The sequence below is a fragment of the Streptomyces sp. NPDC104106 genome, assembly GCF_055584345.1.
Genome location: NZ_JBVJMF010000001.1, coordinates 384,176 through 410,221 on the forward strand (window position 1 = coordinate 384,176; position 26,046 = coordinate 410,221).

General features: G+C 73.2%; 24 protein-coding genes. 7 read left to right on the plus strand and 17 right to left on the minus strand.

Features of this window, described 5'->3' with window-relative positions:
• Positions 1–459: 459 nt before the first annotated feature.
• Positions 460–2,340 (plus strand): anthranilate synthase family protein, encoded by a 1,881-nt coding sequence (locus ACZ60X_RS01800; protein ID WP_469592204.1) that lies wholly within the window; start codon positions 460–462, stop codon positions 2,338–2,340.
• Between the two features lie 61 nt (positions 2,341–2,401).
• Here ACZ60X_RS01800 and ACZ60X_RS01805 read toward each other — a convergent pair whose 3' ends face one another.
• The 4 genes from ACZ60X_RS01805 to ACZ60X_RS01820 all read right to left on the minus strand — a co-directional run bounded on the left by ACZ60X_RS01805 (position 2,402) and on the right by ACZ60X_RS01820 (position 6,238).
• Positions 2,402–3,430 carry a 6-phosphofructokinase gene (locus tag ACZ60X_RS01805; protein WP_469592205.1) on the minus strand — a complete coding sequence of 343 codons (1,029 nt, stop codon included), beginning with the start codon at positions 3,428–3,430 and terminating at the stop codon, positions 2,402–2,404.
• 122 nt (positions 3,431–3,552) lie between these two features.
• Complete coding sequence (locus ACZ60X_RS01810) at positions 3,553–4,230, minus strand: response regulator (protein ID WP_469592206.1); 678 nt, start codon at positions 4,228–4,230, stop codon at positions 3,553–3,555.
• Complete coding sequence (gene macS, locus ACZ60X_RS01815; RefSeq protein ID WP_469592207.1) at positions 4,227–5,435, minus strand: MacS family sensor histidine kinase; 1,209 nt, start codon at positions 5,433–5,435, stop codon at positions 4,227–4,229. The genes ACZ60X_RS01810 and macS overlap by 4 nt, the downstream gene beginning before the upstream one ends.
• A 26-nt stretch (positions 5,436–5,461) precedes the next feature.
• On the minus strand, positions 5,462–6,238 hold the full coding sequence (locus tag ACZ60X_RS01820) for a lysophospholipid acyltransferase family protein (RefSeq protein WP_469592981.1): 777 nt from the start codon (positions 6,236–6,238) through the stop codon (positions 5,462–5,464).
• A 180-nt stretch (positions 6,239–6,418) separates the two neighbouring features.
• On the opposite strand from ACZ60X_RS01820, the gene ACZ60X_RS01825 reads away from it, so the two are divergent.
• Together ACZ60X_RS01825 and ACZ60X_RS01830 are read left to right on the plus strand one after the other, a co-directional pair.
• Positions 6,419–7,237 carry an alpha/beta hydrolase gene (locus tag ACZ60X_RS01825; protein ID WP_469592208.1) on the plus strand — a complete coding sequence of 273 codons (819 nt, stop codon included), beginning with the start codon at positions 6,419–6,421 and terminating at the stop codon, positions 7,235–7,237.
• Complete coding sequence (locus tag ACZ60X_RS01830; RefSeq protein WP_469592209.1) at positions 7,230–7,835, plus strand: hypothetical protein; 606 nt, start codon at positions 7,230–7,232, stop codon at positions 7,833–7,835. The genes ACZ60X_RS01825 and ACZ60X_RS01830 overlap by 8 nt, the downstream gene beginning before the upstream one ends.
• A gap of 139 nt (positions 7,836–7,974) precedes the next feature.
• Here ACZ60X_RS01830 and ACZ60X_RS01835 read toward each other — a convergent pair whose 3' ends face one another.
• The 6 genes from ACZ60X_RS01835 to ACZ60X_RS01860 form a co-directional block, all read right to left on the minus strand.
• On the minus strand, positions 7,975–8,721 hold the full coding sequence (locus ACZ60X_RS01835) for an endonuclease/exonuclease/phosphatase family protein (protein ID WP_469592210.1): 747 nt from the start codon (positions 8,719–8,721) through the stop codon (positions 7,975–7,977).
• Between the two features lie 92 nt (positions 8,722–8,813).
• Positions 8,814–9,767 (minus strand): ROK family glucokinase, encoded by a 954-nt coding sequence (locus ACZ60X_RS01840; RefSeq protein WP_469592211.1) that lies wholly within the window; start codon positions 9,765–9,767, stop codon positions 8,814–8,816.
• 67 nt (positions 9,768–9,834) lie between these two features.
• Positions 9,835–10,371 (minus strand): DUF5304 domain-containing protein, encoded by a 537-nt coding sequence (locus ACZ60X_RS01845; RefSeq protein WP_469592212.1) that lies wholly within the window; start codon positions 10,369–10,371, stop codon positions 9,835–9,837.
• A 56-nt stretch (positions 10,372–10,427) separates the two neighbouring features.
• Entirely contained in the window at positions 10,428–11,603 is a 1,176-nt protein-coding gene (locus tag ACZ60X_RS01850; RefSeq protein WP_469592213.1) for an ArsA family ATPase, read from the minus strand.
• Positions 11,604–11,699: 96 nt separating this feature from the next.
• Positions 11,700–12,152 carry an SRPBCC family protein gene (locus ACZ60X_RS01855; RefSeq protein ID WP_469592214.1) on the minus strand — a complete coding sequence of 151 codons (453 nt, stop codon included), beginning with the start codon at positions 12,150–12,152 and terminating at the stop codon, positions 11,700–11,702.
• 109 nt (positions 12,153–12,261) lie between these two features.
• Positions 12,262–13,089 (minus strand): metallophosphoesterase family protein, encoded by an 828-nt coding sequence (locus ACZ60X_RS01860; RefSeq protein WP_469592215.1) that lies wholly within the window; start codon positions 13,087–13,089, stop codon positions 12,262–12,264.
• 296 nt (positions 13,090–13,385) lie between these two features.
• Between ACZ60X_RS01860 and ACZ60X_RS01865 the strand changes: the two genes are divergently transcribed.
• Positions 13,386–15,182, plus strand: coding sequence for an AMP-dependent synthetase/ligase (locus ACZ60X_RS01865; RefSeq protein ID WP_469592216.1), 1,797 nt, complete (start codon positions 13,386–13,388; stop codon positions 15,180–15,182).
• Positions 15,183–15,222: 40 nt separating this feature from the next.
• Here ACZ60X_RS01865 and ACZ60X_RS01870 read toward each other — a convergent pair whose 3' ends face one another.
• Positions 15,223–16,365, minus strand: a complete 1,143-nt coding sequence (locus ACZ60X_RS01870; protein ID WP_469592217.1) for a glycosyltransferase family 4 protein — start codon at positions 16,363–16,365, stop codon at positions 15,223–15,225.
• A 156-nt stretch (positions 16,366–16,521) separates the two neighbouring features.
• Here ACZ60X_RS01870 and ACZ60X_RS01875 point away from each other — a divergent pair, with 156 nt between their 5' ends.
• Entirely contained in the window at positions 16,522–17,757 is a 1,236-nt protein-coding gene (locus tag ACZ60X_RS01875) for a glycosyltransferase 87 family protein (protein WP_469592218.1), read from the plus strand.
• 208 nt (positions 17,758–17,965) lie between these two features.
• Here ACZ60X_RS01875 and ACZ60X_RS01880 read toward each other — a convergent pair whose 3' ends face one another.
• From ACZ60X_RS01880 to ACZ60X_RS01900, 5 genes are all read right to left on the minus strand, one after another.
• On the minus strand, positions 17,966–19,264 hold the full coding sequence (locus tag ACZ60X_RS01880) for a hypothetical protein (protein WP_469592219.1): 1,299 nt from the start codon (positions 19,262–19,264) through the stop codon (positions 17,966–17,968).
• 29 nt (positions 19,265–19,293) lie between these two features.
• Positions 19,294–20,313 carry a C40 family peptidase gene (locus ACZ60X_RS01885; RefSeq protein WP_469592220.1) on the minus strand — a complete coding sequence of 340 codons (1,020 nt, stop codon included), beginning with the start codon at positions 20,311–20,313 and terminating at the stop codon, positions 19,294–19,296.
• Between the two features lie 260 nt (positions 20,314–20,573).
• Positions 20,574–21,608, minus strand: a complete 1,035-nt coding sequence (locus ACZ60X_RS01890; protein WP_469592221.1) for a C40 family peptidase — start codon at positions 21,606–21,608, stop codon at positions 20,574–20,576.
• Positions 21,609–21,832: 224 nt separating this feature from the next.
• The gene (locus tag ACZ60X_RS01895; protein WP_469592222.1) at positions 21,833–23,176 is read right to left on the minus strand and encodes an NYN domain-containing protein; all 1,344 of its coding nucleotides are present in this window, start codon (positions 23,174–23,176) and stop codon (positions 21,833–21,835) included.
• A 39-nt stretch (positions 23,177–23,215) separates the two neighbouring features.
• Positions 23,216–23,455 (minus strand): hypothetical protein, encoded by a 240-nt coding sequence (locus ACZ60X_RS01900; RefSeq protein ID WP_469592223.1) that lies wholly within the window; start codon positions 23,453–23,455, stop codon positions 23,216–23,218.
• Positions 23,456–23,611: 156 nt separating this feature from the next.
• On the opposite strand from ACZ60X_RS01900, the gene ACZ60X_RS01905 reads away from it, so the two are divergent.
• Both ACZ60X_RS01905 and ACZ60X_RS01910 read left to right on the plus strand, forming a co-directional pair.
• Positions 23,612–24,355 (plus strand): rhomboid family intramembrane serine protease, encoded by a 744-nt coding sequence (locus ACZ60X_RS01905; RefSeq protein ID WP_469592224.1) that lies wholly within the window; start codon positions 23,612–23,614, stop codon positions 24,353–24,355.
• Positions 24,352–24,633, plus strand: coding sequence for an Lrp/AsnC family transcriptional regulator (locus tag ACZ60X_RS01910; protein ID WP_225096777.1), 282 nt, complete (start codon positions 24,352–24,354; stop codon positions 24,631–24,633). Before ACZ60X_RS01905 ends, ACZ60X_RS01910 begins: the two co-directional genes overlap by 4 nt.
• Positions 24,634–24,671: 38 nt before the next feature.
• Here the strand turns inward: ACZ60X_RS01910 and ACZ60X_RS01915 are convergent, their stop codons facing one another.
• Positions 24,672–26,033, minus strand: a complete 1,362-nt coding sequence (locus tag ACZ60X_RS01915; protein ID WP_469592225.1) for an aminotransferase class V-fold PLP-dependent enzyme — start codon at positions 26,031–26,033, stop codon at positions 24,672–24,674.
• Positions 26,034–26,046 lie beyond the last annotated feature (13 nt).

Consider the following 26,046-nt stretch of genomic DNA (forward strand, 5'->3'; position numbering starts at 1 on the left):
CCGCGACCGTGGTGACAGTGACGTGGAAATGACTTTCTCCTCCCCCGTGGGACGAAAGCGGTCCGGGGGAAGACTGGGATTCAGATCGTGTACGCGTCAATAAATAGCGCTCAATTGCCGGTTCTTTCGGCCTACTTCCGCTTGCGGAGCCTCCGCACGGCTGGCGTGAGGGCCGTGTGGGCACGGCGTGAAGCAGCGGGTCGCCGCACGCGCGCGGGGCGCCGGAAAGCCTGCGGGAGGCGAATGTCGGGCGGATGAACCCGCCGAGGGTTGGCCGGATCGGGTAGGGTGCTGGACGTGTTCGCGCACTCTCCCATGAACCAGAACTGGTGGTGGACCGCTCCTTCGGCGGCCCACTGACTGCGCGTACCCAGACTTCGCGAAGGCCGCCCGAGGGCGGCCTTCGGCGTATCCGCGGCCGTTCCTCGACATCGACGAAAAAGACGAGGAACCACAGCCATGGACCTGTCACAACTCCTGGACGACGACCGCCCCTTCGCCCTGCTGCGCCGTCGCGCCCCGGGCCGCGACGAGCACCCCGTCGAGCTGCTGCTCGGCCCGGTGACCCGCCGGGAACGGCTGGCCGACCTGCCCGCCGAGGGCCTCGCGCTGGTGCCGTTCCGGCAGATCCGCGAGCGCGGCTTCGACGTCCGCGACGACGGCACCCCGCTGCTGGTGCTCACCCCCGAGGAGTCGCAGGAGATCCCGCTGGAGCAGGCGCTGGAGCAGCTCCCCGGACACGAAGTCCGGGTCGAGGACGGCGGGTTCGACATCGAGGACGAGGAGTACGCCGGGATCGTCGGGCGGGTGCTGGCGGAGGAGATCGGCCGGGGCGAGGGCGCGAACTTCGTGATCCGGCGCACGTACGAGGGGCGGATCCCGGGCTTCGGGCGCGCGGACGCGCTGGCGCTGTTCCGGCGGCTGCTGGCGGGCGAGCGGGGCGCGTACTGGACGTTCGTGGTGCACACCGGGGACCGCACCCTGGTGGGCGCGAGCCCCGAGGTGCATGTGCGGATGTCCGGCGGCACGGTCGTGATGAACCCGATCAGCGGGACGTACCGCTACCCCGCCGAGGGCCCGACTCCCGAGCACCTGCTGTCGTTCCTCGCCGACGGCAAGGAGATCGAGGAGCTGTCGATGGTCGTGGACGAGGAGCTGAAGATGATGTGCACCGTCGGCGACATGGGCGGGGTCGTCGTCGGACCGCGGCTGAAGGAGATGGCGCACCTCGCGCACACCGAGTACGAACTGCGCGGGAAGTCCTCCCTGGACGCGCGCGAGGTGCTGCGGGAGACGATGTTCGCGGCGACCGTCACCGGCTCTCCGGTGCAGAACGCTTGCCGGGTGATCGAGCGGTACGAGCCCGGCGGGCGCGGTTACTACGCGGGCGCGCTGGCGCTGCTCGGCCGGGATTCCGGGGGCGCGCAGACCCTGGACTCCCCCATCCTGATCCGCACGGCCGACATCGGCGCGGACGGCCGGCTGCGGGTGGGGGTCGGCGCGACGCTGGTGCGCGGCTCGGATCCGGTGAGCGAGGTCGCGGAGACCCACGCGAAGGCGGCCGGCGTGCTGGCGGCGCTCGGGGTGGGGCCGGCCCGGCCGGGCGCGCAGCGGGAGCGGCCCCGGCTCGCGGACGATCCCCGGGTGCGGGCCGCGCTGGACGGGCGGCGGTCCTCGCTCGCCCCGTTCTGGCTGCGGATGCAGGAGCGGTCCCCGGAACTGGCGGGACACGCCCTGGTCGTGGACGGCGAGGACACCTTCACGGCGATGCTGGCGCACGTGCTGCGCTCGGGCGGCCTTCAGGTGAGCGTACGGCGCTACGACGAGCCGGGACTGCGGGCGGCCCTGCTCGCGCACGAGGGCCCCGTGGTGCTCGGCCCCGGACCGGGCGACCCGGCGGACCTGGCCGACCCGAAGATGCGGCTCCTGCGCGAGCTGACCGCCGCCGTGGTGCGCGAGCACCGGCACGGGGTGCTGGGCGTCTGCCTCGGGCATGAGCTGATCGCGGCCGAGCTGGGTCTCGACATCGTCCGCAAGGAAGTGCCGTACCAGGGGGCGCAGACCACGATCGACCTGTTCGGACGGGCCGAGACGGTCGGCTTCTACAACAGCTTCGTCGCCCGCTGCGACGACGAGGCGGCCCGGGAGCTGGCCGCGCACGGCGTCGAGGTGAGCCGGTCGGCAGGCGGCGAGGTGCACGCGCTGCGCGGGCCGGGCTTCGCAGGTCTGCAGTTCCACCCGGAGTCGGTGCTGAGCCTCAACGGGGCCGCGATCGTACGGGAGTTGACCGGCCGGCTCGCCGGGGCGAGCAGGTACGGCGAGCGGCGGCCCGCGGTGTAGGGCCGCCGGGTGCGGCCCTCGCGCGGGTCGGCGAGGGCCGTGGTACCGGTCAGGTCTCCCTTCAGCCGAAGAAGACCCCGACCTCCGCGTACAGCTTCGGGTCCACCGTCTTCAGCTTGGCGGTGGCCTGCGCCAGGGGGACGCGGACGATGTCCGTGGCGCGCAGGGCGACCATCGTGCCGTAGTCGCCGTCGTGGACGCAGTCGATGGCGTGCAGGCCGAAGCGGGTGGCGAGCCAGCGGTCGAAGGCGCTGGGCGTGCCGCCGCGCTGGACGTGGCCGAGGACCGTGGTCCGGGCCTCCTTGCCGGTGCGCCGCTCGATCTCCTTGGCCAGCCACTCGCCGACCCCGGAGAGCCGGACGTGCCCGAAGGAGTCCTGCGAGCCGTCCTTGAGCACCATGTCGCCGCCCTTGGGCATGGCGCCCTCGGCGACGACGACGATCGGCGCGTACGACGCCCGGAAGCGGGAGTGCACCCAGGCGCAGACCTGCTCGACGTCGAAGCGCTGCTCGGGGATGAGGATGACGTTGGCGCCGCCCGCGAGGCCCGAGTGCAGGGCGATCCAGCCCGCGTGCCGGCCCATCACCTCCACGACCAGGACCCGCATGTGGGACTCGGCGGTGGTGTGCAGCCGGTCGATGGCCTCGGTGGCGATGTTGACGGCGGTGTCGAAGCCGAAGGTGTAGTCGGTGGCCGACAGGTCGTTGTCTATGGTCTTGGGCACCCCGACACAGGGCACCCCGAACTCGTCGGACAGCCGCGCGGCCACGCCCAGGGTGTCCTCGCCGCCGATCGCGATGAGTGCCTGCACGTCCAGCTTGGCCAGGTTGTCCTTGATCCGGCGGACGCCGTTCTCCGCGGTGAACGGGTTGGTCCGCGAGGAGCCGAGGATGGTGCCGCCGCGGGGCAGGATGCCGCGCACGGCGGGGATGTCGAGGCGGACGGTGTCGCCTTCCAGCGGACCGCGCCAGCCGTCCCGGAAGCCGGTGAAGTCATAGCCGTACTCCTGCACGCCCTTGCGGACGATGCCCCGGATGACGGCGTTGAGCCCGGGGCAGTCGCCGCCTCCGGTCAGTACTCCGACCCGCATGGAAAAGTCCCTTCGCCGCAGGTTCCCTGACACTCGGTCACGGACACCGTCACGCTAACGGTGACCCATGTCACATCGGGAGGGGCGGGACGGGTGATTCCGGAGCACGGGACGGGGACGCGCTACGCGTCGTCGAGACCGCGCTCGATGGCGTAGCGCACCAGCTCGACACGGTTGTGCAGCTGGAGCTTGCCGAGGGTGTTCTGGACGTGGTTCTGCACCGTGCGGTGGGAGATGACGAGGCGTTCGGCGATCTGCTTGTAGCTCAGGCCCTTGGCGACCAGCCGCAGCACCTCGGTCTCCCGGTCGGTCAGCCGGGGCGCGCCCGGCTCGTCGGTGTCGGGGGCGGGAGCCGGTTCGGCGGCCAGCCGACGGTACTCGCCGAGGACCAGTCCGGCGAGGCCGGGCGTGAACACCGGGTCGCCCACGGCGGTGCGGGCGACGGCGTCGAGCAGTTCCCCGGTGGAGGCCGACTTCAGCAGATAGCCGGTGGCGCCGGACTTCACGGCCTCCAGGACGTCGGCGTGCTCGCCGCTCGCGGAGAGCACGAGGACCCGCAGCGCCGGGTTGTGGGCGACCAGTTCCTTGCACACCTGGGCGCCGGGCTTGGCCGGCAGGTTGAGGTCCAGGACGAGGACGTCGGGGGCGGCGGCCTTGGCGCGGCGCACCGCCTGCTCGCCGTCGCCGGCGGTGGCGACCACCTGGAAGCCGGACTCGGCCAGGTCCCGCGCGACCGCGTCGCGCCACATGGGGTGGTCGTCCACCACCATGACCTTGATCGGATCCCGCTGATCGCTCATGGACGGCCTGCCTTCGTGTGCTTCGGTACTTTCAGTTCGACCTCCGTGCCCTGCCCGGGGACGGAGATGAGGTCGGCGCTGCCGCCGAGGTCGCGCAGCCGGCCGCGGATCGACTGGGCGACGCCGAGCCGGCCCTCGCTCTCGGCCTGGGCGAGCCGGCCCTCGGGGATGCCGGGGCCGTCGTCGCGGACGGTGACGACGATCCCGTCCGGCTCGTCCTCGACCAGGATCCAGGCCCGGGCGTCCTCGCCCGCGTGCCGGCGCACGTTGTCCAGGGCGGCGCCGACCGCCGCGGCCAGTTCCCGCGCCGCCGCGGGCGGCAGCGGCACCGGGGCACCGGGCTCGGCGAGGCTGACCCGGCCGCAGGCGTACGGCGCGAGCAGGGAGCGCAGATCGACGGGACCGTCGTCCTCCGGCTCCTCCACCGCCCGTACGACGGCCCCGGCGGCCGCGTCCTGCGACACCCGGGACACCGGCAGCAGCCCGCCGGAGACCAGCGTGCGCAGCGCCACCTCCTGCTCCCCCGCCAGCCGGCCCAGCTCGGCCGCCTCGCCGCCGAGGGCCGTGCCCCGGCGCTTCACCATCGCCAGCACCTGGAGCACCCCGTCGTGGATGTCCCGGGCGAGCCGCTCCCGCTCCCGGGTCGCGGCCTCGATCTCCAGGGCGCGGGCGAGGGTGCGCTCGGAGGCGCGGGCGACCTCCACGACGTAGCCGATGGCGATGGAGGCCACCCAGACGAGGATCACGTTGTGCACGGTGTCGCGGGCGGGACGGCCGCGCTCGACCAGGTTGGCGGCGGCCACGGCGGTGGAGGCGACGGCCGCCCAGCGCCAGCCGCCCTTGATGGCGAAGGCCAGCACCGAGCCGGCGGTCCATATCGACGGCAGCGTGGGGCCGCCGCTCGCGATCCGCTCGTGGTTGTCGGCGAGCGGGGTGAGCAGGATGCCGGCGAGCGCGACGGCGAGGTCTGCGGCCAGGAAGCGCCTGGTGCAGGCGGCCTCGTTCGCCACCTTCGGCAGCGTGGCGAGGGTCCACACGGCCAGCACCGCGTAGTAGGCGACGGCGACCCAGGGCCGCGTGAAGCGGGAGAACGCGGTGGCGCACAGGCCGATGGCGTACAGCATGGTCAGCACGCGGTACCCGGCGAGCGCGCGCCACAGCGGCAGCTCGACCGACATCCGCATGACGCGCACGCGTCTGGGCATCTCCCCCTGGCCCCCCAGCCCCTCGATCAGCTCTTCGGCCGGCTCTCCTGAGCCCCTGCCTTCTGAGCCTCAGCCTTCTTCTCGGCCTTCTCCGCTTCCCTGGCCTCCTTGGCCGCCTTCGCCGCCTCCGCGATCTGCCGCTTGGCGGCGGTCGCGTACATGTCGACGTACTCCTGGCCGGAGAGCTTCATGATCTCGTACATGACCTCGTCGGTCAGCGCGCGCAGGACGAAGCGGTCGTGCTCCATGCCGGCGTAGCGGCTGAAGTCCAGCGGCTTACCGATCCGGATGCCGGGCCGCATCAGCTTCGGCATCACCTTGCCGGGCGGCTGGATCTTCTCCGTGTCGATCATCGCCACGGGGATCACCGGCGCGCCGGTGGCGAGCGCCACGCGCGCGAGGCCGCCGGGCTTGCCCCGGTAGAGCCGGCCGTCGGGCGAGCGGGTGCCCTCGGGGTAGATGCCGAACAGCTCGCCGCGCTCCAGCACCTCTATGCCGCTCTTGATCGCGGCCTCGCCGGCGCCGCGCGCCCCGGAGCGGTCCACCGGGAGCTGTCCGACGCCCTTGAAGAAGGCCGCCGTCAGCCGGCCCTTCACGCCCGGCGTGGTGAAGTACTCGGCCTTCGCGATGAAGGTGACCTTGCGGTCCAGCACCGCGGGCAGGAAGAACGAGTCCGAGAAGGACAGATGATTGCTCGCCAGGATGGCCGGGCCCTCGGCCGGGATGTTCTCAAGCCCCTCCACCCAAGGCCTGAAGGCGACCTTCAGCGGTCCCCCGATGGCGACCTTCATCGTGCCGTACAACACCCGTGTGCCTCCCGTTTCCGTCGAACAGACCTTAACCCGGAGGACCGTCAATGGCCCCGACGACCCTGGTCGGTGTCAGTGCGGTCGCGTACGGTGAAGCACATCCACGCGTTTTGGCACGCCTCCGCCGGCCCGTCGGGCCGCCGGAGCCCATCCCAAGGAACAGGAGAGTCGAAGGTGCCGGTTCTCCCCGGAGCCGAGCCGTACCGCCACGAGGGCGGGGAGGTGGGGGTCCTCCTCTGCCACGGCTTCACCGGCTCGCCCCAGTCGCTGCGCCCCTGGGCGGAGCACCACGCGGCCCACGGCCTGACCGTGTCCCTGCCGCTGCTGCCCGGCCACGGCACCCGCTGGGAGGACATGCAGGTCACGGGCTGGCAGGACTGGTACGCGGAGGTGGACCGCGAGCTGCGGCTGCTCTCCGAGCGCTGCTCGCGGGTGTTCGTCCTCGGCCTGTCGATGGGCGGCGCGCTGGCCCTGCGGCTCGCGGCGCTGCACGGCGCGCGGGTCACGGGCGCGGTGGTGGTCAACCCGGCGAACAGGGTGCACGGCCTGTCGGCGTACGCCCTTCCGGTGGCCCGGCATCTCGTGCGCACCACGAAGGGCATCGCCAGCGACATCGCCAAGGAGGGCGCCGCCGAACTGGGTTACGACCGGGTACCGCTGCACGCGGCGCACTCCCTGCGGGTGTTCCTGCGCCGACTGGACGGCGAGCTGCCCCAGGTCACCCAGCCGTTGCTGCTGCTGCGCAGCGCGCAGGACCACGTCGTCCCGGCCGCCGACTCGGCCCGCGTGCTGAGCCGGGTGTCGTCCACGGACGTGACGGAGATCGTGCTGGAACAGAGCTACCACGTCGCGACGTTGGACGAGGACGCGGACCGGATCTTCGAGGAGAGCCTCGCCTTCGTCACCCGGCTCGCGCCCGGTGCCGTGACGGACGGCGCCGTCGGGGACGGTGCCCGCACGCACGGCACGGAAGGGACGGCCTCAGTTGGCTGAGCACGACTCGGGCCGTGAGGGCCACGAGCCGGACGAGCAGGGGGTGCCCTTCGACGAGGAGGCCGCCTGGCGGGCCATCGTCGCCGGGTACGGCGAGGAGCCGCCGGACCCGCCGGGCGCGAGGCCCTTCAAGCCGGTGCGGGATCTCGCGCTGCCCGAGAAGGACGTCGAGCCGGCCGAGACGGACGGCGCGAAGGACGGCGAGAGCGGCCCGGAGAGCGAGCGGGACGGCGCCGCCGGTGCGCCGCCGGTACGGCCGCTGGGCAGCTCGATCACCTTCGCGCCCGGTGTCGGCCCGCGCGACCACACGGCCCCCGAGCCCTCGGACGACGACTTCGACGAGGACGACGAGGGCCACTTCGTCCCGCCCGAGCCGCCCCCGCTGCCGACCGCCGACACCACCGCGAAGTTCGCCTGGCTGGGCGTCGTCGGCGGGCCGGTGCTGCTCCTGCTGGCGGTGCTGCTCGGCTGGGACATGACGTGGTGGCTGACGACGCTGGGCATCGGCGGCTTCCTCGGCGGCTTCGCCACGCTGGTGGTGCGGATGCGCACGGACGACGACGAGGACGACGACCCGGGCCGGGGCGCCGTCGTCTAGTGCCCCGGCAGGCAACGTCTGCCCGCCGAGGAGCGGCGTCCGGTGCGGCGACTGGGGGCTGCACCTCCCGCGCGGCGGGGGAGTGTGCCGGGCGTCGCGCGATGGGGCGAATGTCGCCTGCCCGGGCAGTGGCGCCGTCTCAGCCGACGGGGATTCTGAGGGCGGCCAGGACCGGGAGGTGGTCCGTGGCCGCGATCAGGTCGCGGCGGCTGACGCCCGGCTGGTCCAGGGGCACCCCGCAGCCGAGCACCTCGACACCCTTGGTGGCGAAGACGGCGTCGATGCGCCGGTGGGGCTCGCTGTGCGTCCAGGTCTCCGCACCGCCCCAGGGGGCCACGGCCCGGCAGTCCTGGAGGGTGCCGGCGAGCAGCCGGAAGGCGGGGCCGTCCGGGCCCTCGTTCAGGTCGCCGCCGGCGACGGCGTGCTCCACGCCCATCCCGGCGAGGCGGTCGAGGAGCAGGCCGGCCTGCGCGCGGCGCTCGTTCTCCGCCAGGCTGAGGTGGCAGCTGAGCACACCGAGCCTGGCCGCGCCGATCCGGACCACGGCCGTGGCGAGACCGCGCCGGTGCAGGCCGGGGGTGAGCGGCAGCAGGACGTCCTGCGTGCGCTCGACCGTGGCCCGCAGCGAGCAGAGGATCGCGGGGCCGGCCGCCGTCGCCCCGCCGGTGAGGATCACCTGGCCGCAGGCGGCGGCGAGGCGCGCGAGCTTCTTGCGCCAGCGGAAGAAGCGGGGCGCCTCCTGGATCAGGACCAGGTCGGGGGCGCAGGCCGTGATGATCCGGGCGAGTGCGTCCGTGTCGTCGCGCATCGAGCGGATGTTGTAGCTCAGGACGCGGACGACGGCGGAACCGTCGGCCTCCGTGCGGGAGTTGGGGAGCAGCTCCATGTGGATCAATGTACGCCCCACGGCAAGGGGCGCGAGGGATACCGCCTCGCGCCCCTTGGGTCGGTGCGGTCACCGCAGCCGAAAAGGTCCCGTCACATGATCGGGTCGGGCTCCCGCGCCAGGTCCGCCGCGCCCACCAGGCCCGCCTTGTTGCCCAGCTGGGCCGCGATCACGTCGGCCACCGGGCGCCAGTTCCCGCCGACCAGCCAGCGCTTGTAGGACTTGCGGATCGGGTCGAGGACCAGTTCGCCCTCGTCGGACAGGCCGCCGCCGACGATGAACGCCGAGGGGTCGAAGAGGGAGGCGAGGTCGGCGAGGCCCGCGCCAGCCCAGCGGGCCAGCTCGCGGTAGGAGTCGACGGCGACCAGGTCGCCCTGGCGGGCGGCCATCGAGATGTGCTTGCCCTCGATGCCGTCCGGGGTGCCGTCGCCGAGCGAGAGCAGCAGCTCCGCGTTCTCCGGCGTGGCGTTGGCACGCTGCTTGGCGTAGCGCACCAGTGCCCGGCCCGAGGCGTACTGCTCCCAGCAGCCCTGCGAGCCGCAGCCGCACAGCAGGCCGTCCGGGACCATCCGGATGTGGCCGAACTCGGCGGCCACGCCGAAGTGTCCGCGGCGCAGCTTGTTGCCGATGATGATGCCGCCGCCGAGGCCGGTGCCGAGCGTGATGCAGATGACGTTGCGGTGGCCCTTGCCGGCGCCGAACCTGTACTCGCCCCAGGCGGCGGCGTTGGCGTCGTTCTCGACCACGACGGGGAGGCCCACGCGGGCCTCGACCTTCTCCTTCAGCGGCTCCTGGCGCCAGTCGATGTTCGGCGCGAAGTACACCGTCGAGCGCTGGCGGTTCACGTAACCGGCAGCGCCGATGCCCACACCGACGATCTCGTGCCCGGCACGCGCGCCCTCCACCGCGGAGGCGATGGCGTCCACGATGGCCTCGGGCGTGGTGGGGGTCGGCACCTTGAAGGTCGAGAGGATGTTGCCTTCCTCGTCGACCACGCCGGCCGCGATCTTGGTGCCGCCGATGTCGACGCCGATGGTGAGTCCCATGAATCCCTCAGTTCCGGTCGAGCCCCGCTACGGCCAACCGTACCCGAGGCCCTGCCGGGAAAGCGCTTCAGTCCAGGTCGATCCGCTCCCCGGGGCCGGTGCCCTCGCCCGGGTCGCGCCGGTCGCGCCGGCCCCCGTCCGCCTCCCGGGGACCCTCCCCGGTGAGGTCGTCGGCGGTGCGGGCGGTCCAGCGGCGCTCCTGGGCCTGGACGGCGGAGCGGTAGGCGGCGAGCAGTTCGCCGCCGGCCGCGGCCAGGTGGTCCAGGACGTCCGGGTTGCGCTCTATGACGGGCTCGACGGCGGCCTTGGCCTGCTGGACGACCTGCCGTACCACCTGCTGGGCGGCGGGCCCGGCAAGGGGGCCGAGGAGGGGTGAGGGCAGGCCGGAGAGCTTGTCGGCCAGCGTGTCCACGAACTTCTTCAGCTCCTCGGCGGCCGAGCCCGGCGACGGGCCGTACGCGGCGCGGCGGCGGGCCTTCTCGGCCTCCAGGTCCTCTTCGCAGGCGGTGGCCCAGGCGTCGGCGTCGGTCGCCCGGCCCTGTTTCCCGTGTTCCTCTTCCCCGTACGCGTCGTACGAGCCGGATGCGGGGCGCTCTTCGCTCATGGCGGACTCCTGACTACGGTTCGCCTCTCCGACGTTACCCGAACGGACGTACCGGTTCACCGTGCCGCGGCGGGCCACAGGTCCGGGTCGGGGGCGAACCGGATGCGCAGCTCGCCCTCGCGCAGGCCGGCCCCGGCGACGGTGCAGCGGCGCAGGGCGGAGGGCAGGGGGACGATCCGGCGGAACGGGCCCACGGTGATCACGAGTTCGTCGCCGCGCCGGATCAGGTCCAGCTCGTCCCGGAGGGCGCCGGGCAGCGGGATGTGCCAGACCAGTACGCCGTCCTCGGCGATCCGGTCGGTGACGGGCCACCCGACCGGGGCGGGCGGCGCGTTGACGCCGGGTACGGCGAGAGCGGCGAGGTCGTCGTCACCGCGCGGGTCGCGGCCCAGGTGGGCGACGGGGCGGACGGCGTACGGCAGCTCCTGCCATTCGGCGAGGACCTTGCGCTGCTGGGCGAGGAGCCCGGCCGGCCAGCTGTCCGGGCCGGTGTCGGGCAGGGCGCGGTTGGCGATCAGGGCCTCGACGGGCAGGCCGCGCAGGGCGAGGCCGAGGCCCGCGGCGCGCACGGCGTCGGCGCCGGCCGGGCCCGGCTCGGCGACCAGGCGTACGGCGGTCGCGCGGTCGGTGAGGACGGCCTCGACGGCGCCCAGTTCGACGTCCCACCGGGCGGCCGTCTCGTACAGCCAGTCGGCGGGCATGGGCACCCCGGCCAGCCGGCCGAGGACCGGGCGCAGGGCGCGGGCCGCCTGGCGCTCGGGCGGCAGCAGCCGGCGCAGGTAGCGGCGCAGTTCCTCGGGCAGGCCGAGCAGCGCCAGGGCCTGCGGGAGCGGCGGGAGATCGACGACGAGCAGGTCGTAGCGCTCGCACAGGGCGGCGTCCCTGAGCGCGCGCAGGAAGGACAGTTCCTCCGCGCCGGGCAGCGGGGTGACCTCTTCCTCGTCCAGCCGGGAGGCGCCGAGCAGGTCGAGGACGTTCGCGGCGCGCGTCTGGAAGGCGGTGAGGTCCTCGCGGAACCGGTCGGCCGCGTCGGGCCGCCAGACGGTGAGGCCCGCGGCGGCCTCGTGCGGCACCGGTCCCGTCGCGGAGCCCAGTGCGGCGCCGGGGGTGTCGGTGCGGTCGGCGCTCAGCAGGAGGGTGCGGGTGCCCGCGCGGGCGGCGGAGCGCGCGGTCGCGGCGGCGACCGTGGTACGGCCGCTGCCGCCGGGGCCCGTGATCAGGAGGGTGCGCATGAGGGTGAACGCTACCGGTGCCCGGCCGGCGGCCCGGCGTGCGTCCGCCGGGGGCCGCCGCCCCCCGGGCCCCGCTCCGGCCTGGCGGCCTCGTCCTCAGTCGCCGGCCGGGCTCTTCTCCTCCACCCTCTTCTTCAGCCCCGCCAGCGCCCGGTCGATGATGACCTTCTCGGCCTTGCGCTTGATCATGCCCAGCATGGGGATCTTGACGTCGACGGTGAGCCGGTAGGTGACCTCGGTGGCGCCCTGGCCGGCCGGCTTCAGGAGGTAGGAGCCGTCCAGGGAGCGGAGCATCTGGGACTTCACCAGGCTCCAGGAGACCTCGTTGCCGCCGGTCCAGGAGTAGGCGAGGACCTGGTCGTCCTTGATGGCGCCGGCGTCCATGACGAGGCGGACCTGCTCGGCGCGGCCCTGGTCGTCGGCCTTGAGGACCTCCGCCACCTTCACCTCGCCGGTCCAGTCGGGGTAGCGCTCGAAGTCGGCGATGACCGCCATGACGTCGGCCGGGGCCGCCTCGATCGTGATGCTCGAACTGGTGTGTTCCGCCATCGCCGTGGCTCCTCCGGAAGCGGCCGTACTGAAGTCGTCGTGCGCACGTGTGTGCAGCGTGAAGGCTACCGCGCCACCGGCCGGCCGCCTCCACCGCAGGTACCGCCGCTCACCATTCGAGCGCCCATGGCGTGCCCGTCCCCGCGAAGTGCCCCACGTTCACGCATTCCGTCGAGCCGATCCGCATCCGGCGCACGAGCGGCTGGTGGACGTGCCCGAAGAGCGAATAGCGCGGTCTGGTACGGCGGATGGCGGCCAGCAGGGCCCGGCTGCCGCGCTCGAAGCGGCGGGCGACGGTGTCGTAGACCAGCTCGGGGACCCCCGGCGGGATGTGCGTGCACAGCACGTCGACCTCGCCGACGGCATCGATCTTCGCCGCGTACTCCTCGTCGTCGATCTCGTACGGCGTCCGCATCGGCGTCTTCAGGCCACCGCCGACGAAGCCGAAGACCCGGCCGCCGATCTCCACCCGCTCGCCGTCGAGGACCGTGGTGCCGGGCCGGGCGTACTCACGCCACAAAGGCGGCATGTCGACATTGCCGTAGGTCGCGTACGTCGGGGTCGGGAACGCGGCGAACATCTCGGCGTACTGCTTGCGCACGGCCTTCTCGATGGCGGCGGCCCGGTCGGTGCCGATGCCGCCCCACAGCCGGGCGCCGAACTCCCGGGCCTCCGCGAAGCGGCGGGCGGTGCGCAGCTCGACGATGCGGTCCGCGTTCTCCTTGCCGAACAGGTCCGGGAAGATCCCGCGCGAGTGGTCGGCGTAGTCGAGGAAGAGGACGAGGTCCCCCAGGCAGATCAGCGCGTCGGCACCCTCGCCGGCCCGCGCCAGGGCCTCGGCGTTGCCGTGCACGTCGCTGACCACGTGGACGCGGGTCCCGCGGCGCTCGGTGCCGTGCCGCGCGGCGGTCGGGGTTCCGGACGGTGTGGATGCCATGGTGATCAAGCGTAGGCCTGTGGGATGTGCGTGAACAGTGGCGGACCGGCGTGCGGTTACTCGCCGGTCGGTTCAGCCGTGGACTACTGTGCGCGAAGGAACGCCCACGTGTGTGACGCAGCGAACATCTCGCCGGAACCCCCTGTCGGGAACGCCATACCGGCGGGTAACGTCCGGGCAGTCCAGTCGTGCTCTGGATTTCAACCACCGAAGACCCGAGCACCAGCCCGAGCCTTGGACCGCTCCGTCGCATCACACAGTGTCGTGGCGCCGGCGCCCTATGAGGAGCAGCAGTCTTGCGCGAGTTCAGCCTTCCGGCTTTGTACGAGGTCCCTGCGGACGGCAATCTGACCGACATCGTCCGCAGAAACGCCGCGCAGCATCCCGACGTCGCCGTCATCGCCCGCAAGGCCGGGGGTACCTGGCAGGACGTGACGGCCCGGCAGTTCCTGGCCGAGGTGCACACCGCCGCCAAGGGCCTCGTCGCCGCGGGAGTGCAGCCGGGTGACCGGGTGGGCCTGATGTCCCGTACCCGGTACGAGTGGACGCTGCTGGACTTCGCGATCTGGAGCGCGGGCGCGATCACCGTCCCGGTGTACGAGACCAGCTCGCCGGAGCAGGTGCGGTGGATCCTGTCCGACTCGGGCGCGACCGCGTGCGTCGTGGAGCAGGCGGGGCACGCGGCGGCCGTGGAGTCGGTGCGCGAGTCGCTGCCCGCCCTCAAGCACGTCTGGCAGATCGACGCCGGGGGCGTGGAGGAGCTGGGGCGGCTCGGGCAGGACGTGTCGGACCAGACGGTCGAGGAGCGCAGCTCGCTCGCCCGGGCCGACGACCCGGCCACCATCGTCTACACGAGCGGCACGACCGGCCGCCCCAAGGGCTGCGTGCTCACCCACCGCAGCTTCTTCGCCGAGTGCGGCAACGTCGTCGAGCGCCTGCGCCCCCTCTTCCGTACCGGCGAGTGCTCGGTGCTGCTCTTCCTGCCCCTCGCGCACGTCTTCGGGCGGCTCGTGCAGATCGCGCCGATGATGGCGCCGATCAAGCTGGGCTGCGTCCCGGACATCAAGAACCTCACCGACGAACTCGCCGCGTTCCGGCCGACGTTGATCCTCGGCGTGCCGCGTGTCTTCGAGAAGGTCTACAACTCCGCGCGCGCCAAGGCGCAGGCGGACGGCAAGGGCGCGGTCTTCGACAAGGCGGCGGACACGGCGATCGCCTACAGCAAGGCGCTGGACAGCCCGTCGGGCCCGTCGCTCGGTCTGAAGGTCAAGCACAAGGTCTTCGACAAGCTGGTCTACAGCAAGCTGCGCGCGGTCCTCGGCGGCCGGGGCGAGTACGCCATCTCCGGCGGCGCCCCGCTCGGCGAGCGGCTCGGCCACTTCTTCCGGGGCATCGGGTTCACCGTGCTGGAGGGCTACGGCCTGACCGAGTCCTGCGCGGCGACGGCGTTCAACCCGTGGGACCGGCAGAAGATCGGCACGGTCGGCCAGCCGCTGCCGGGCTCGGTGGTGCGGATAGCGGACGACGGCGAGGTGCTGCTGCACGGCGAGCACCTGTTCAAGGAGTACTGGAACAACCCGGGCGCGACCGCGGAGGCGCTGGCCGACGGCTGGTTCCACACCGGTGACATCGGCACGCTGGACGAGGACGGCTATCTCCGGATCACCGGCCGGAAGAAGGAGATCATCGTCACCGCGGGCGGCAAGAACGTCGCCCCGGCCGTCATCGAGGACCGCATCCGGGCGCACGCGCTGGTCGCGGAGTGCATGGTGGTGGGCGACGGGCGGCCGTTCGTGGGCGCGCTGGTCACCATCGACGAGGAGTTCCTGGGCCGTTGGGCCGCCGAGCACGGCAAGCCCGCCGGCTCCACGGCGGCGTCGCTGAAGGACGACCCCGATCTGGTCGCGGCGATCCAGACGGCGGTGGACGACGGCAACGCGGCGGTGTCGAAGGCGGAGTCGGTGCGCAAGTTCCGCATTCTGCCGTCGCAGTTCACGGAGGAGTCGGGGCACTTGACTCCGTCGTTGAAGCTGAAGAGGAACGTGGTCGCCAAGGACTACTCGGACGAGATCGAGGCGATCTACGCCAAGTAGGGCGCCGGCCGGGAGCGCGCGCCCCGTGCGGGGCGCCGCCCTACAGCAGCGCCCGCAAACGCTCCGCCAACAGGTCCCAGCGCCACCTCTCCTCCACCCACCGGCGGCCCCGCTCGCCCATCCTGCGGCGCAGCCCGGGGTCCTGGAGCAGGGGGATGACGCGGTCGGCCGCCGCCCTCGGGTCGCCGCCCCTGACCACCCAGCCCGTCTCTCCGTCCAGCACCGCGTCCGGAGCGCCGCCGGAGTCGCCCGCGACCACCGGCAGCCCCGTCGCCGAGGCCTCCAGGTAGACGATCCCCAGGCCCTCGACGTCCAGGCCCCCGCGCCGCGTGCGGCAGGGCATGGCGAAGACGTCGCCGGCGCCGTAGTGGGCGGGCAGCTCGGACCAGGGGACCGCGCCGGTGAAGCGGACGGAGGCGGCCACGCCGGTCTCGGCGGCGAGGCGGCGCAGGTCTCGTTCGTAGGGGCCGCCGCCGACGATGAGCAGCACCGTGTCGGGCTCGGCGGCGAGGATGCGGGGCAGGGCCCGGATGAGGGTGTCCTGTCCCTTGCGCGGGACGAGGCGGGAGACGCAGACCACGACCGGGCGGTCGGTGAGGCCGAGGCGGGCACGGACCTCGTCGCCGCCGGAGCCGGGGTGGAAGGTCTTCTCGTCGACTCCGGGCGGCAGTTGGACCATGCGCCGGGCCGCCGCGGGGGTGAGGGCCGGGGCGATCCGGGAGCGGGTGTACTCGCCCAGATAGGTGATCGTGTCCGTCGACTCGCCGATCCGGCGCAGCAGCCGGCGGGCGGCGGGCAGCTGGGCCCAGCCGGCCTCGTGCCCGTGGGTGGTCGCCACCAGTCGCTCCGCGCCGGCCCCGCGCAGTGCCGGGGCCATCAGGCCGAGCGGGGCCGCCGCGCCGAACCACACCGACGTGCAGCCGTGCTCGCGCAGCAGCCCGGCCGCGCGCCGGGTCGCCTGCGGGGTCGGCAGCAGCATGGTCGTACGGTCGCGCACGACGGTGAAGGGCTGCTCGGCGTCGAAGGCGGCGGTCGCCCGGGCGCCCTCCTCGCCCCGCTTCCAGGTGGAGGCGTAGACGACCAGCCGGCCGGGGTCCAGGCGCAGGGCCATGTTGTGCAGGAAGGCCTGGATGCCGCCCGGCCGGGGCGGGAAGTCGTTGGTGACGATCAGGGTCTTGTGCATCGTGGCCGACCCTACCGAACCGGACGCGCGCGGCCGGGACCGAACGGGCCGCGCGCGGTCCGGCGCGGCGGGGTCTGTGGCAGGTACACAGCCGGGCACGACATCATGGTCCCGCGAAGCCGAATCGAACCGGGAACCGGACGGCAAGGGGTACACGTGGAGACCAAGGGCACCGGACGGTCCCCGGCATGGCTGCTCGCGCTCTGGGGCCTCACCCGTCTGGCGCTGCTGCTGTTCGTCTTCGAGGTGTGGGTCTTCCCGGGCCCGGACGTCACCTCGGACGTGTCGGTGATCTACCGCGGCTGGTACGAGGTCCTGCGGCAGGGAACGTTTCCGCTGGACGACGTGACCTGGCAGTACCCGCCCGCCGCCGCCCTCCCGGTGCTCGCCCCCGCCCTTCTGCCCTTCCTGTCGTACGAGCACGCCTTCTTCCTGCTGGTGTTCCTCGCCGACGCGCTCGTGCTCCAGCTGCTGCTGTACCCGGCGCGGCGCTCCGGCCGGTCGCTGCGCGGGGCCTGGGTGTGGGTGGCGGGCGTGCCGCTGCTCGGACCGACGGTGTACGCCCGCTACGACGTGATGGTGACGGCGGTGGCCGTGGCGGCGCTGCTCGCCGGGGTGCGGCATCCGCGGGTGATGGGCGCGCTGACGGCGTTCGGGGCGCTGCTGAAGGTGTGGCCGGCGCTGCTGCTGGTGGGCTGCTTCCGGCGCCGGGCGTGGGCGTCGGCGGCGGTGACCGCGGCCGGGCTCGCGGCGCTGTTCTCGGTGTCCATGCCGGGCGCGTTCGCCTTCCTGGCCTTCCAGCGGGACCGAGGCACGGAGGTGGAGTCGCTGGGCGCCCTGGTCTTCCACGTGGCCCGGCACTTCGGCTGGAGCGGCCAGGTGCTGCTGAACTACGGGTCGATCGAGTTCCTCGGCCCGCATGTGGAGCAGGTGAGCACCGCGGCGCTGGCGCTGACCGGGGCCGCGTTCGGCTGGCTGCTGCTGTGGCGGCTGCGGGTGGCACGCCGGACGCCGACGGTGCTCGCGGACGCGGCGTTCACGGCGGTGCTGCTGTTCACGGTGACCAGCCGGGTGATCAGCCCGCAGTACCTGGTGTGGCTGGTGGGCCTGGCGGCGGTCTGCCTGACGTACCGGGCGAGCCGGATGGGGGCGCCCGCGCTGATGGTGGTGGTCGCCTCCTTCGTGACGGTGCTGGAGTTCCCGCTCGGTTTCGTACACGTGGTGTCGAGCGACTGGTACGGCGTGCTGCTGATGCTGGTGCGCAACGGCCTGCTGGTCGCGGCCTCCGTCACGGCGGGCCGGCGGCTGTGGCGCGCGACCGTCACCCCGCCCCCCGCCGCTCCCCTGCCGCCCGAGCCGGCCCGCCCCCGCGAGACCCGGGTCTCCTCCTGACCCGGCAGGCTGGCAGCGCGAGCGGCATCGCTGTGCGGGTGCCGCCGGGGAAGCAGACGGCCCTGCCGGACAGCGGGAAGCCCCCGCGGCGAGGAGCAGCGCCGCCCCGGGCACGAGCAGGAGGAACGGGCCAAGCCCCGAGCGGGCACGTCCCGCCGGTCACCGACGGCGCGCTCCATCCCGGCCGGGCGCGAGGCCATCGCCACGCTCAGCCGAGCTGCGTCCTGACATACGCCCGCCACTGTCCGGTGAAGGCCTCCGGCGTCGTCGCGAGCACCTTGCGCAGCGCGTCCTCGACCGCGCCCGCGCGCTGCGGATGGGCGCCGACGGCCCGGTAGAAGGCGTCGAGCCGGGCCGTGCCCCAGTGGTCGGCGATCATGCGGCAGGCGAGCCAGCCGCTCTCGTAGGCGCGGGCCAGCTCGGCCGGGTCGCTGGTGAAGCCGAAGTCCTTGTCGGTGGGGAGCGCGGCCGGCACCTGGCCCTTGCGCACGGCCCGGGTCAGTTCCGGCGCGACCTCGGTGGGGGTGCGGCCGGTGCCGAGGTAGCCGATCCAGTCCGCGTAGCCCTCGGAGAGCCACAGCGGGGTCGCGGCGGTGGTGTACGCGCGGGTGGCCACATGGGTCGTCTCGTGGGTGAGCACGACCTGCTTGCCGAGGTCGCCGAGGACGGCGTACGCGTCCGGGTTGACCACCACCCGGTCCGCGGGCGCCTGCCCGGAGCCCCCCGCCTCGCCGGTGGTGACGGCGGCGATGCCCCGGTAGTCGGCGGCGGGCGAGCCGAGCAGTGCGGCCATGCCGGCCAGGGAGCGCGGTACGAGGACGACGACCCGGCGGCTCCAGTCCGAGCCCCAGGCCCGGGAGACCGCCGGGACCGCGTGGTCGGCGAGCCCGGCGTAGGACCGCAGCTCGGCGGAGCCGCGGCCGGTGCCGAGCACCAGGCTGCGCGCACCCCGCACAACGGTCACCGTGCCCTGGTCCCACAGCTGCTGCCCGGTCTGCCGGGCGGGTTCGTCGGCGGTGACGTACCACGTGCCGTCGGCGGCGCGGCCGAGGGTGAGGGTGCGCTCGGCGTCGACCGGGGCCTTGTCGTACCCGGCGACGCGATAGCTCAGCTCGGCGTCGGCGGTGGCCCCCGAGCCGGTCTCGCGCACGGCGGTGACGCGGTAGGCCCAGGAGGCCAGCGGGAGGGCGCGCAGCCGGGTGTACTCGGTGCGCGTGCCCGTCGCCGCGTACGCGGGCTCGTCGTGCCCGAGGAGGGCGGCCGCGCGGCGGTCGAGCAGGTGCTGCACCTCGGCGCGGGCCGAGTCGGCCGCCGTACCGCCCGCGCACGCGGTCAGCGCGAGGAGCAGCGGGAGTCCGGCGACGAGCGCCCGCGCGGGGCGCCGCACCCTGTCGTACGCGCGGCTCCCGCCGCGCGGGCGCGAGCCGTCACGACGGCGCCGCGGCCGGCGGGCGGCCCCACCCGGTACGTCACCCGTCGTGGTACCACCACCGCAGCCCTCGCGCATGCCCCCGATCGTAACGGCGCCCCGCGCCCTCAGGGCCGGGTGACCGAGGAGACCGGCATCATCCCGACCGAGTCGTAGCGCACCGCGGCACCCGGGTAGGGGGCGTGGATGACCTTGCCGTCGCCGACGTACATGGCGACGTGGCTGGCGTCGGAGCGGTAGACCACCAGGTCGCCGGGGCGCGCCTGGGAGAGCGGGATCTGCCGGCCGGCGAAGCGCTGTTCCTGCGAGGTGCGCGGCAGGTGGATGCCGGCCTGGGAGTACGACCACTGCATCAGGCCCGAGCAGTCGAAGCCGGAGGGGCCGTTGGCCCCCCAGACGTAGGGGCGGCCGAGGACGGACCGGGCGGCGGCCAGGGCGGCCGCGGCGCGGGCGTCGGGGGCGGCGGCGCCGGTGAGGTCGGTCAGGTCGGGCAGGTCGATCCGGCCGTCCCGGGAGGCGCGGTCGTAGGCGGCGCGGGCGGCGCCCGGCAGGGAGTCGAGGAGCTGCCGGGCCTTGGCGAGCTTCTCCTCCACGGTCCGCTTGTGCACAAAGACGGCCGTGCTGCTCTTCTCCAGCTCCGCGAGCTTGTCGGCGGCCTCGGCGCGCTCCTGTCCGAGGTCGCGCAGCGCGGAGTTCAACTCCCTTAGCTGCACGGCCTGTTGGGCGCCGATGCGGTCGAGCGTGGTGGCCCTGTCGAGGTAGTCGTCGGGGTCGTCGGAGAAGAGCAGCGCGACGGCAGGGTCGATGCCGCCGGAGCGGTACTGGGCGCCGGCCAGCGAGCCGAGCTGCTCGCGCAGGGTGTTGACCCGCTGCTGCTGCCGGGCGACGCGGTCCTGGGCGTCGTTCACCTCGCGGCGCAGCGCGTCCGTCTGCTCCTGGGCCTTGTCGAAGGCCTGGGTCGCCTGCTCGGCCTCCTGGTAGAGGCGGTCCACCTCGGCGCGGGCGTCGGTGTCCGGTGCCGCGTGCGCGGGTACGGCGCCGAGCGCGGCGGCAGCGGCGGACAGGACACACAGGGCGGTGGCGCCCCGGTGGAACCCGGAGGAGGCAAGACGACGGTGAGACCCCACGGCGGTCCTTCTGCTGGCGGACAGATACCGCTCCCCCGGCGCCTGGGGACGGGGAGACCCCAGGCGCCGGGGGAGCGCGCCAGACAGTAGCCCTCCACGAGGGTCGGGGCCAAAGAGCGCGAGGGCACCACAGGGTGACGCCCCGCCGCTGACGCAGGTCATGGGCGGGGCGAGCGGTCAGTTCCGGTTCCAGGGATTCGCCCGTTCGGGCGTCCCGTGTCCGCGTTTCGCGGCGGCCCGGCGGAGGTGAGCGGGGACGCTCAGACCCGGACGCCGAACTGGAACGGCATGTCCGACATGGCCTCGTAGCGGACCACGGCACCGGTGTGCGGGGCGTGCAGCACCATGCCGTTGCCGGCGTACAGGCCGACGTGGTGGATGTCGCCGTAGAAGAAGACCAGGTCGCCGACCTGCAGGTCGTTGACCGAGCTGATCCGGGTGCCTATGGTCGCCTGCTCCTGGGAGGTGCGCGGAATGGAGATGCCGGCCTGGGCGTAGGCCCAGGAGGTCAGACCCGAGCAGTCGTAGGAGGCGGTGCCGGTGGCGCCGTAGACGTACGGCTTGCCGATCTGCGACTGGGCGGCGGCGAAGGCGGCAGCGGCCCGGCCGGAGGCGGGGGTGCTGTTGCCGAGGTCGACCCGGTCGGCCGAGGAGCGGTTGGCCCGTGCCTGTTCGTCGGCGAGCTGCTGCTTCTCCTTGGCCGTCAGGGAGTTGAGCAGTGCCTGGGCGTCGGCGAGCTTGCCCTGGACGTCCTTCTTCTGCTGCTCCAGCTCGGTGCGCGTGGCGGAGAGGTCCTTGAGCTTCTGCGTGGCCTCGGCCCGCTCCTGGGCGAGTTCGCGCTGTTTGTCCTGGATCTTCTTCAGCGCGTCGACCTGCTGGGCGCTCAACTGGTCGAGCGTGGAGGCCTTGTCCAGGAAGTCGTTCGGGTTGGCGGACAGGAAGAGCTGGACCGACGGGTCGATGCCGCCGGAGCGGTACTGCGAGGTGGCCAGCGAACCCAGGCTGTCGCGCAGCTTGTTGAGGTCCGCCTGACCCCGCGCGACGTTGTCCTGGATCGTGGATATCTCCTTCTGCAGCTTCTGCTGCTTCTCCTGCGCCCCGTCGAACTTCTCGGTGGCCTGCTCGGCCTCCTGGTAGAGCTTGTCGACCTTGGCCTTGACCTGGTCCTTGCTGAGCTTCTGGCTCGGCGCGGCGTTGGCGGCGTTCGCGCTCAGCACGACTGCCGCGGCGGCTGCGGTGGTCAGCACGGTCACGCGGGCGCGACTCTGCTGCTTGGGTCGACGGTGGGACGCCACGAGGGACGAACTCCTTCGTGTGAGTGAGTGAGTGAGTAATCACCCGTTCGGAGGTTCGAGCCCCGACCCTAGTGACCCGCTCGTGATCAGTTCAAATCCCAACGGCAAAAAAGCCCGTCACTCTATGCATTCTTTGCACACAACTCACCGGGTGTGAGGCGCGGTTGACACTACGTTGCGTGACGATCCGGCCAATTCGGGCATTACTTATACCCGTTGGACCTTCAGGACAGTCGCTTCAGAAGCACCGCAGACGCGACGGGACGGGCACCCGCCCTGGCGACGCCGTCGGCGACCTCCCGGTCGGTGGAGGCGACGATGACCGGGCGGCCCGGCGGCTCCGCGCGCACGAGCTGGCGGATCAGCTCGTCGGCCGTCACACCGGGCTTGGAGAACAGCACCCGGACCCCGCGCGGCGGCGCGAGCAGCACCGGCGCGGCCAGTTCGGCGCCGTCGAAGACACAGGTCACCTCGGCGCCGGTCTGCGCGGCGAGCGCCGAGAGCTGGCCGAGCAGCCGCAGGCGCTGCTTCTCCAGCGGCATCTGCGGATAGCCGGTCTTGGTGACGTTGTAGCCGTCGACCACCAGATGGGCCTGCGGCAGCGCGAGCAGCTGATCGAGAATGGCCGGATCGTGCTCGGACAGGGCGCGTGCCGCGATGTCCTTCGGGGTCATCCGGCCCGGCTCGACGGCGTCCACGGTCTCGGCCGGCCGCACGGACACCGGCGGCAGGGCGAGTTCGCGCCGCAGGCCCTGGGCGGCGTCCAGCAGGGTGTCCAGCAGCAGCCGCACCCGCATGTCCTCCACGCTGCGGCCCTCGCGGGCGGCGCGCCGGGCGGCCTCCAGCGCCGCCTCGGCCTCGCCGAGGCGGGACTTGAGCCGCCTGGACTCGCTCTCGGCGGCGGACACCTGCGTCTGCGCCTCGGCGCGTACGGCGTCCGTCTCGCCCTGGGCCTTGCGCAGCGCGGCCTCGCCCCGCTTGACGTCGCTGAGGGCGGCACGGAGCTTGCGGTGCAGCGACTCCGTCTCCTTCTTCGCCGCGTCCAGCTCCGCGCGCAGCCGCTCGGTCTCGGCGCGGATCTGCTCCCGGGCCTGCGCCAGCTCGGCGCGCAGCCGCTCCAGCTCGGCCCGGCTCTCCTCGTCCGCCCGCTCGGCGTCCGCGCGCTGGGCCTCCTCGCCGGCCGCCGCGACCAGCTTCACCCAGCCCGCCGGGCGCAGTACGTAGGCCGCGGCCGCCACGTCGAGCGGGTCCGCGGCCGGAGGCGGGGAGCCGGAGTCGAGGGCGCCGGTCAGCTCCGGCTGCGCCTCTCTGAGCTTCTCCCCGATCCGCTGCCGGAACACCAGGTCGGTCTCCAGGGCCGCCGCCATCGCGTTCCCGGCGAACTTGGCCCGGCGATTGGGGGCGAACCGGGCGTACTGCCTGAGCTGGGCGGGCAGTTCGGACACGGTCAGGCCGCCGAAGCCGTCCGAGACGATCTGCACGACCCGCTTGCGCACGCCGTCGGGCAGCGGACGGTCAAGCACCTCAGCGGTGCCGTCGCCCGGCCCCCCGCCTGCGGTCTCCACCATCCGTCACACCCCACTACCCTCTGCGGGGCCGCCTCCCGCTCAGGAGTCGGCGCCCGGCCTGTCCACGAGTTCCACCTGGTCCACCGCGTTGCACCAGCGGCAGCGCACCGATTCGATGGTCTCACTGACCACCTGGCGCTCCTCCACCGTCGGCTCTCCGGCCAGATCGAGATGCACGTACTCGACGACCTTCGACGAACGGGTCACGTCGAACCGGGTCAGGTTGCCGCACAGGGTGCAGCGCCACCGGGTGGTCGCGGTCGGCAGGGGAACCGTCATCGTGGCAGTCCGCTTCCTTCTCGTCGGGCTCTTCCGCGCCGCCGGCCGACGCGTGTGGCTCGTAACCCTACGGCCTGCCGGGGACTCGCCGCCCGTCTGTCCACGACGGCGAGGCGGTCTGTCGGCATGCGTCCCGTTACGTCATGCTCTGTGTTCATGATCAGTGAGTGGAGCACGGCGGTCGGCAGGACCCTGCGCACGATGCGGAGCACCTCGGCGCCCCTCACCTACGGCCTCATCGCCCTGTGCTGTCTGCTCTTCGTGCTCGGCCCGGCCTCCGGGCTCACCCCCGCCTACGGCTCCGGGGACGCCCTCGCGACCGCGCAGCGGGCGTACTTCCGGCACTGGGGCGTGGTACCGGCCGAGCTGTTCGCCGGGCCGGGCCGCGCGATCCTCACGCCGGCCACGGCGCTGTTCGTACACGGCAGCTGGGTGCACCTGCTCGGCAACATGCTCTTCCTCTTCGTCTTCGGGGCGATGACGGAGGAGCGGATGGGCGCGGTCGAGTTCACCCTCTTCTACACCGGGTGCGGCTATCTGGCGCTCCTCGGGTACGCGGCCGCCAACGCCGGTTCCCAGCAGTCCCTGGTGGGCGCCTCCGGGGCGATCTCGGCGGTGCTCGGCGCGTTCCTGTACCTGTTCCCGCGGGCCCGGGTGACCAGCCTGCTGCCGTTCCTGTTCTTCGTGCCGCTGCGGTTCCCCGCGTGGGTCGTGCTGCCGTTCTGGGTGGCGATCCAGTGGGCGGCGGCGAGCCGGGCCTCCGACGGGCCCGGGGTGGCGTACCTGGCGCACCTGGTGGGGTTCGGGCTGGGGTTCGGCTACGCGTGGGTGCGTTATGGGCGTGGGACTAGAGTGAAGTGCACCCCAGCTCCGGCCCCCGAGGGAGAGAACCAGCCGTGATCACCGCGATCGTCCTCATCAAGACCAGTGTGGACCGGATCCCCGAGATCGCCGAGCAGATCGCATCGCTGGAGTCGGTGAGCGAGGTCTTCTCCGTCACGGGCACGTACGACCTGATCGCGATGGTCCGGGTGCGGCGGCACGAGGACCTGGCCGACGTCATCCCCGGCCGGATCAGCAAGATCCCCGGCGTGGAGGCCACGGACACCCACGTGGCCTTCCGTACGTACTCGCAGCACGACCTGGAGGCGGCCTTCGCGATCGGACTCGACTCCTGATCGGCTGAAGACCGCCCCGCGGCCGGCGGCCGGGACGCTCACACCGCCGGCACGCAGCGGCCGTCCTCCGTGCGGTACGTCCACTTCGCGCCCTCGGTCACCAGTTCCTTCACGGCGCTCAGGAACCGCTCGACGTGCTCGTCCGGGGTGCCCGCGCCGAAGCTCACGCGGATGGCGTTGAGGGACTTCTCGCCGGGGGCCGCCTCGGGAGCGCCGCACTCGCCCTGGGTCTGGGGGTCCCCGCCGAGCAGGGTGCGCACCAGGGGGTGGGCGCAGAAGAGACCGTCGCGCACGCCGATGCCGTACTCGGCGGAGAGGGCGGCGGCGAAGTGGGAGCTGTTCCAGCCCTCGACGACGAAGGAGATGACGCCGACGCGCGGGGCGTCGTCGCCGAACAGCGACAGCACCTTCACCTGTGGGACCTCGGCCAGGCCGGCGCGCACCTCGGCGATCAGGTGCTGCTCGCGGGCGACCAGCGCGTCCCAGCCGGCCTCGGTGAGCGCCTTGCAGGCCGACGCGATGGAGTAGGCGCCGATCACGTTGGGCGAGCCCGCCTCGTGCCGGGCGGCGCTGTCGTGCCACTCCACGGCCACTCCCCCGTCCGGGCGCCGGGTGACCGTGCGGCTGGCGCCGCCGCCCGCGAGGTACGGCTCGGCAGCGCGCAGCCAGTCGGCGCGGCCCGCGAGGACGCCGGAGCCGAAGGGGGCGTACAGCTTGTGCCCGGAGAAGGCGACCCAGTCGACGGCCAGGTCCGCCACGTCCACCGGGTGGTGCGGGGCCAGCTGGGCGGCGTCCAGGACGATGCGGGCGCCGTGGGCGTGCGCGGCGGCGGCCAGCTCGCGCACCGGCCACAGCTCGCCGGTGACGTTGGAGGCGCCGGTGACGCAGACCAGGGCCGGGCCGTGCCCGTCGCGGCCGGCGAGGGCCCGCTCCAGGGTCTCCACGGCCTGGCGCGGGGTGCGCGGGGCGTCGAGGTAGGTGACGTGCGCGTCCTGCCAGGGCAGCAGGGAGGCGTGGTGCTCGGTCTCGAAGACGAAGACCTGGCAGCCGGCCGGGAGGGTGCGGGCCAGGAGGTTGAGCGAGTCCGTCGTCGAGCGGGTGAAGACCACCTGGTCGCCGGCGCGGCAGCCGAGGAAGTCGGCGACCGTCCGGCGGGCGTTCTCGAACAGGTCGGTGGAGAGCTGCGAGAGGTAGCCGGCACCGCGGTGGACGCTGCCGTAGTACGGCGCGTAGCCGGCGACGTCGTCCCAGACGCGCTGCAGGGCGGGCGCGCTGGCCGCGTAGTCGAGGGCCGCGTAGGTGACGTGGCCGCCGGTCACGAGCGGAACGGTGACATCCCGCCCCAGAACGGGCAGCGGGGCACAAACGGACTGGTCGGCGGCAACAGTGGAGACAGGCATGGCGGGGCTCCCG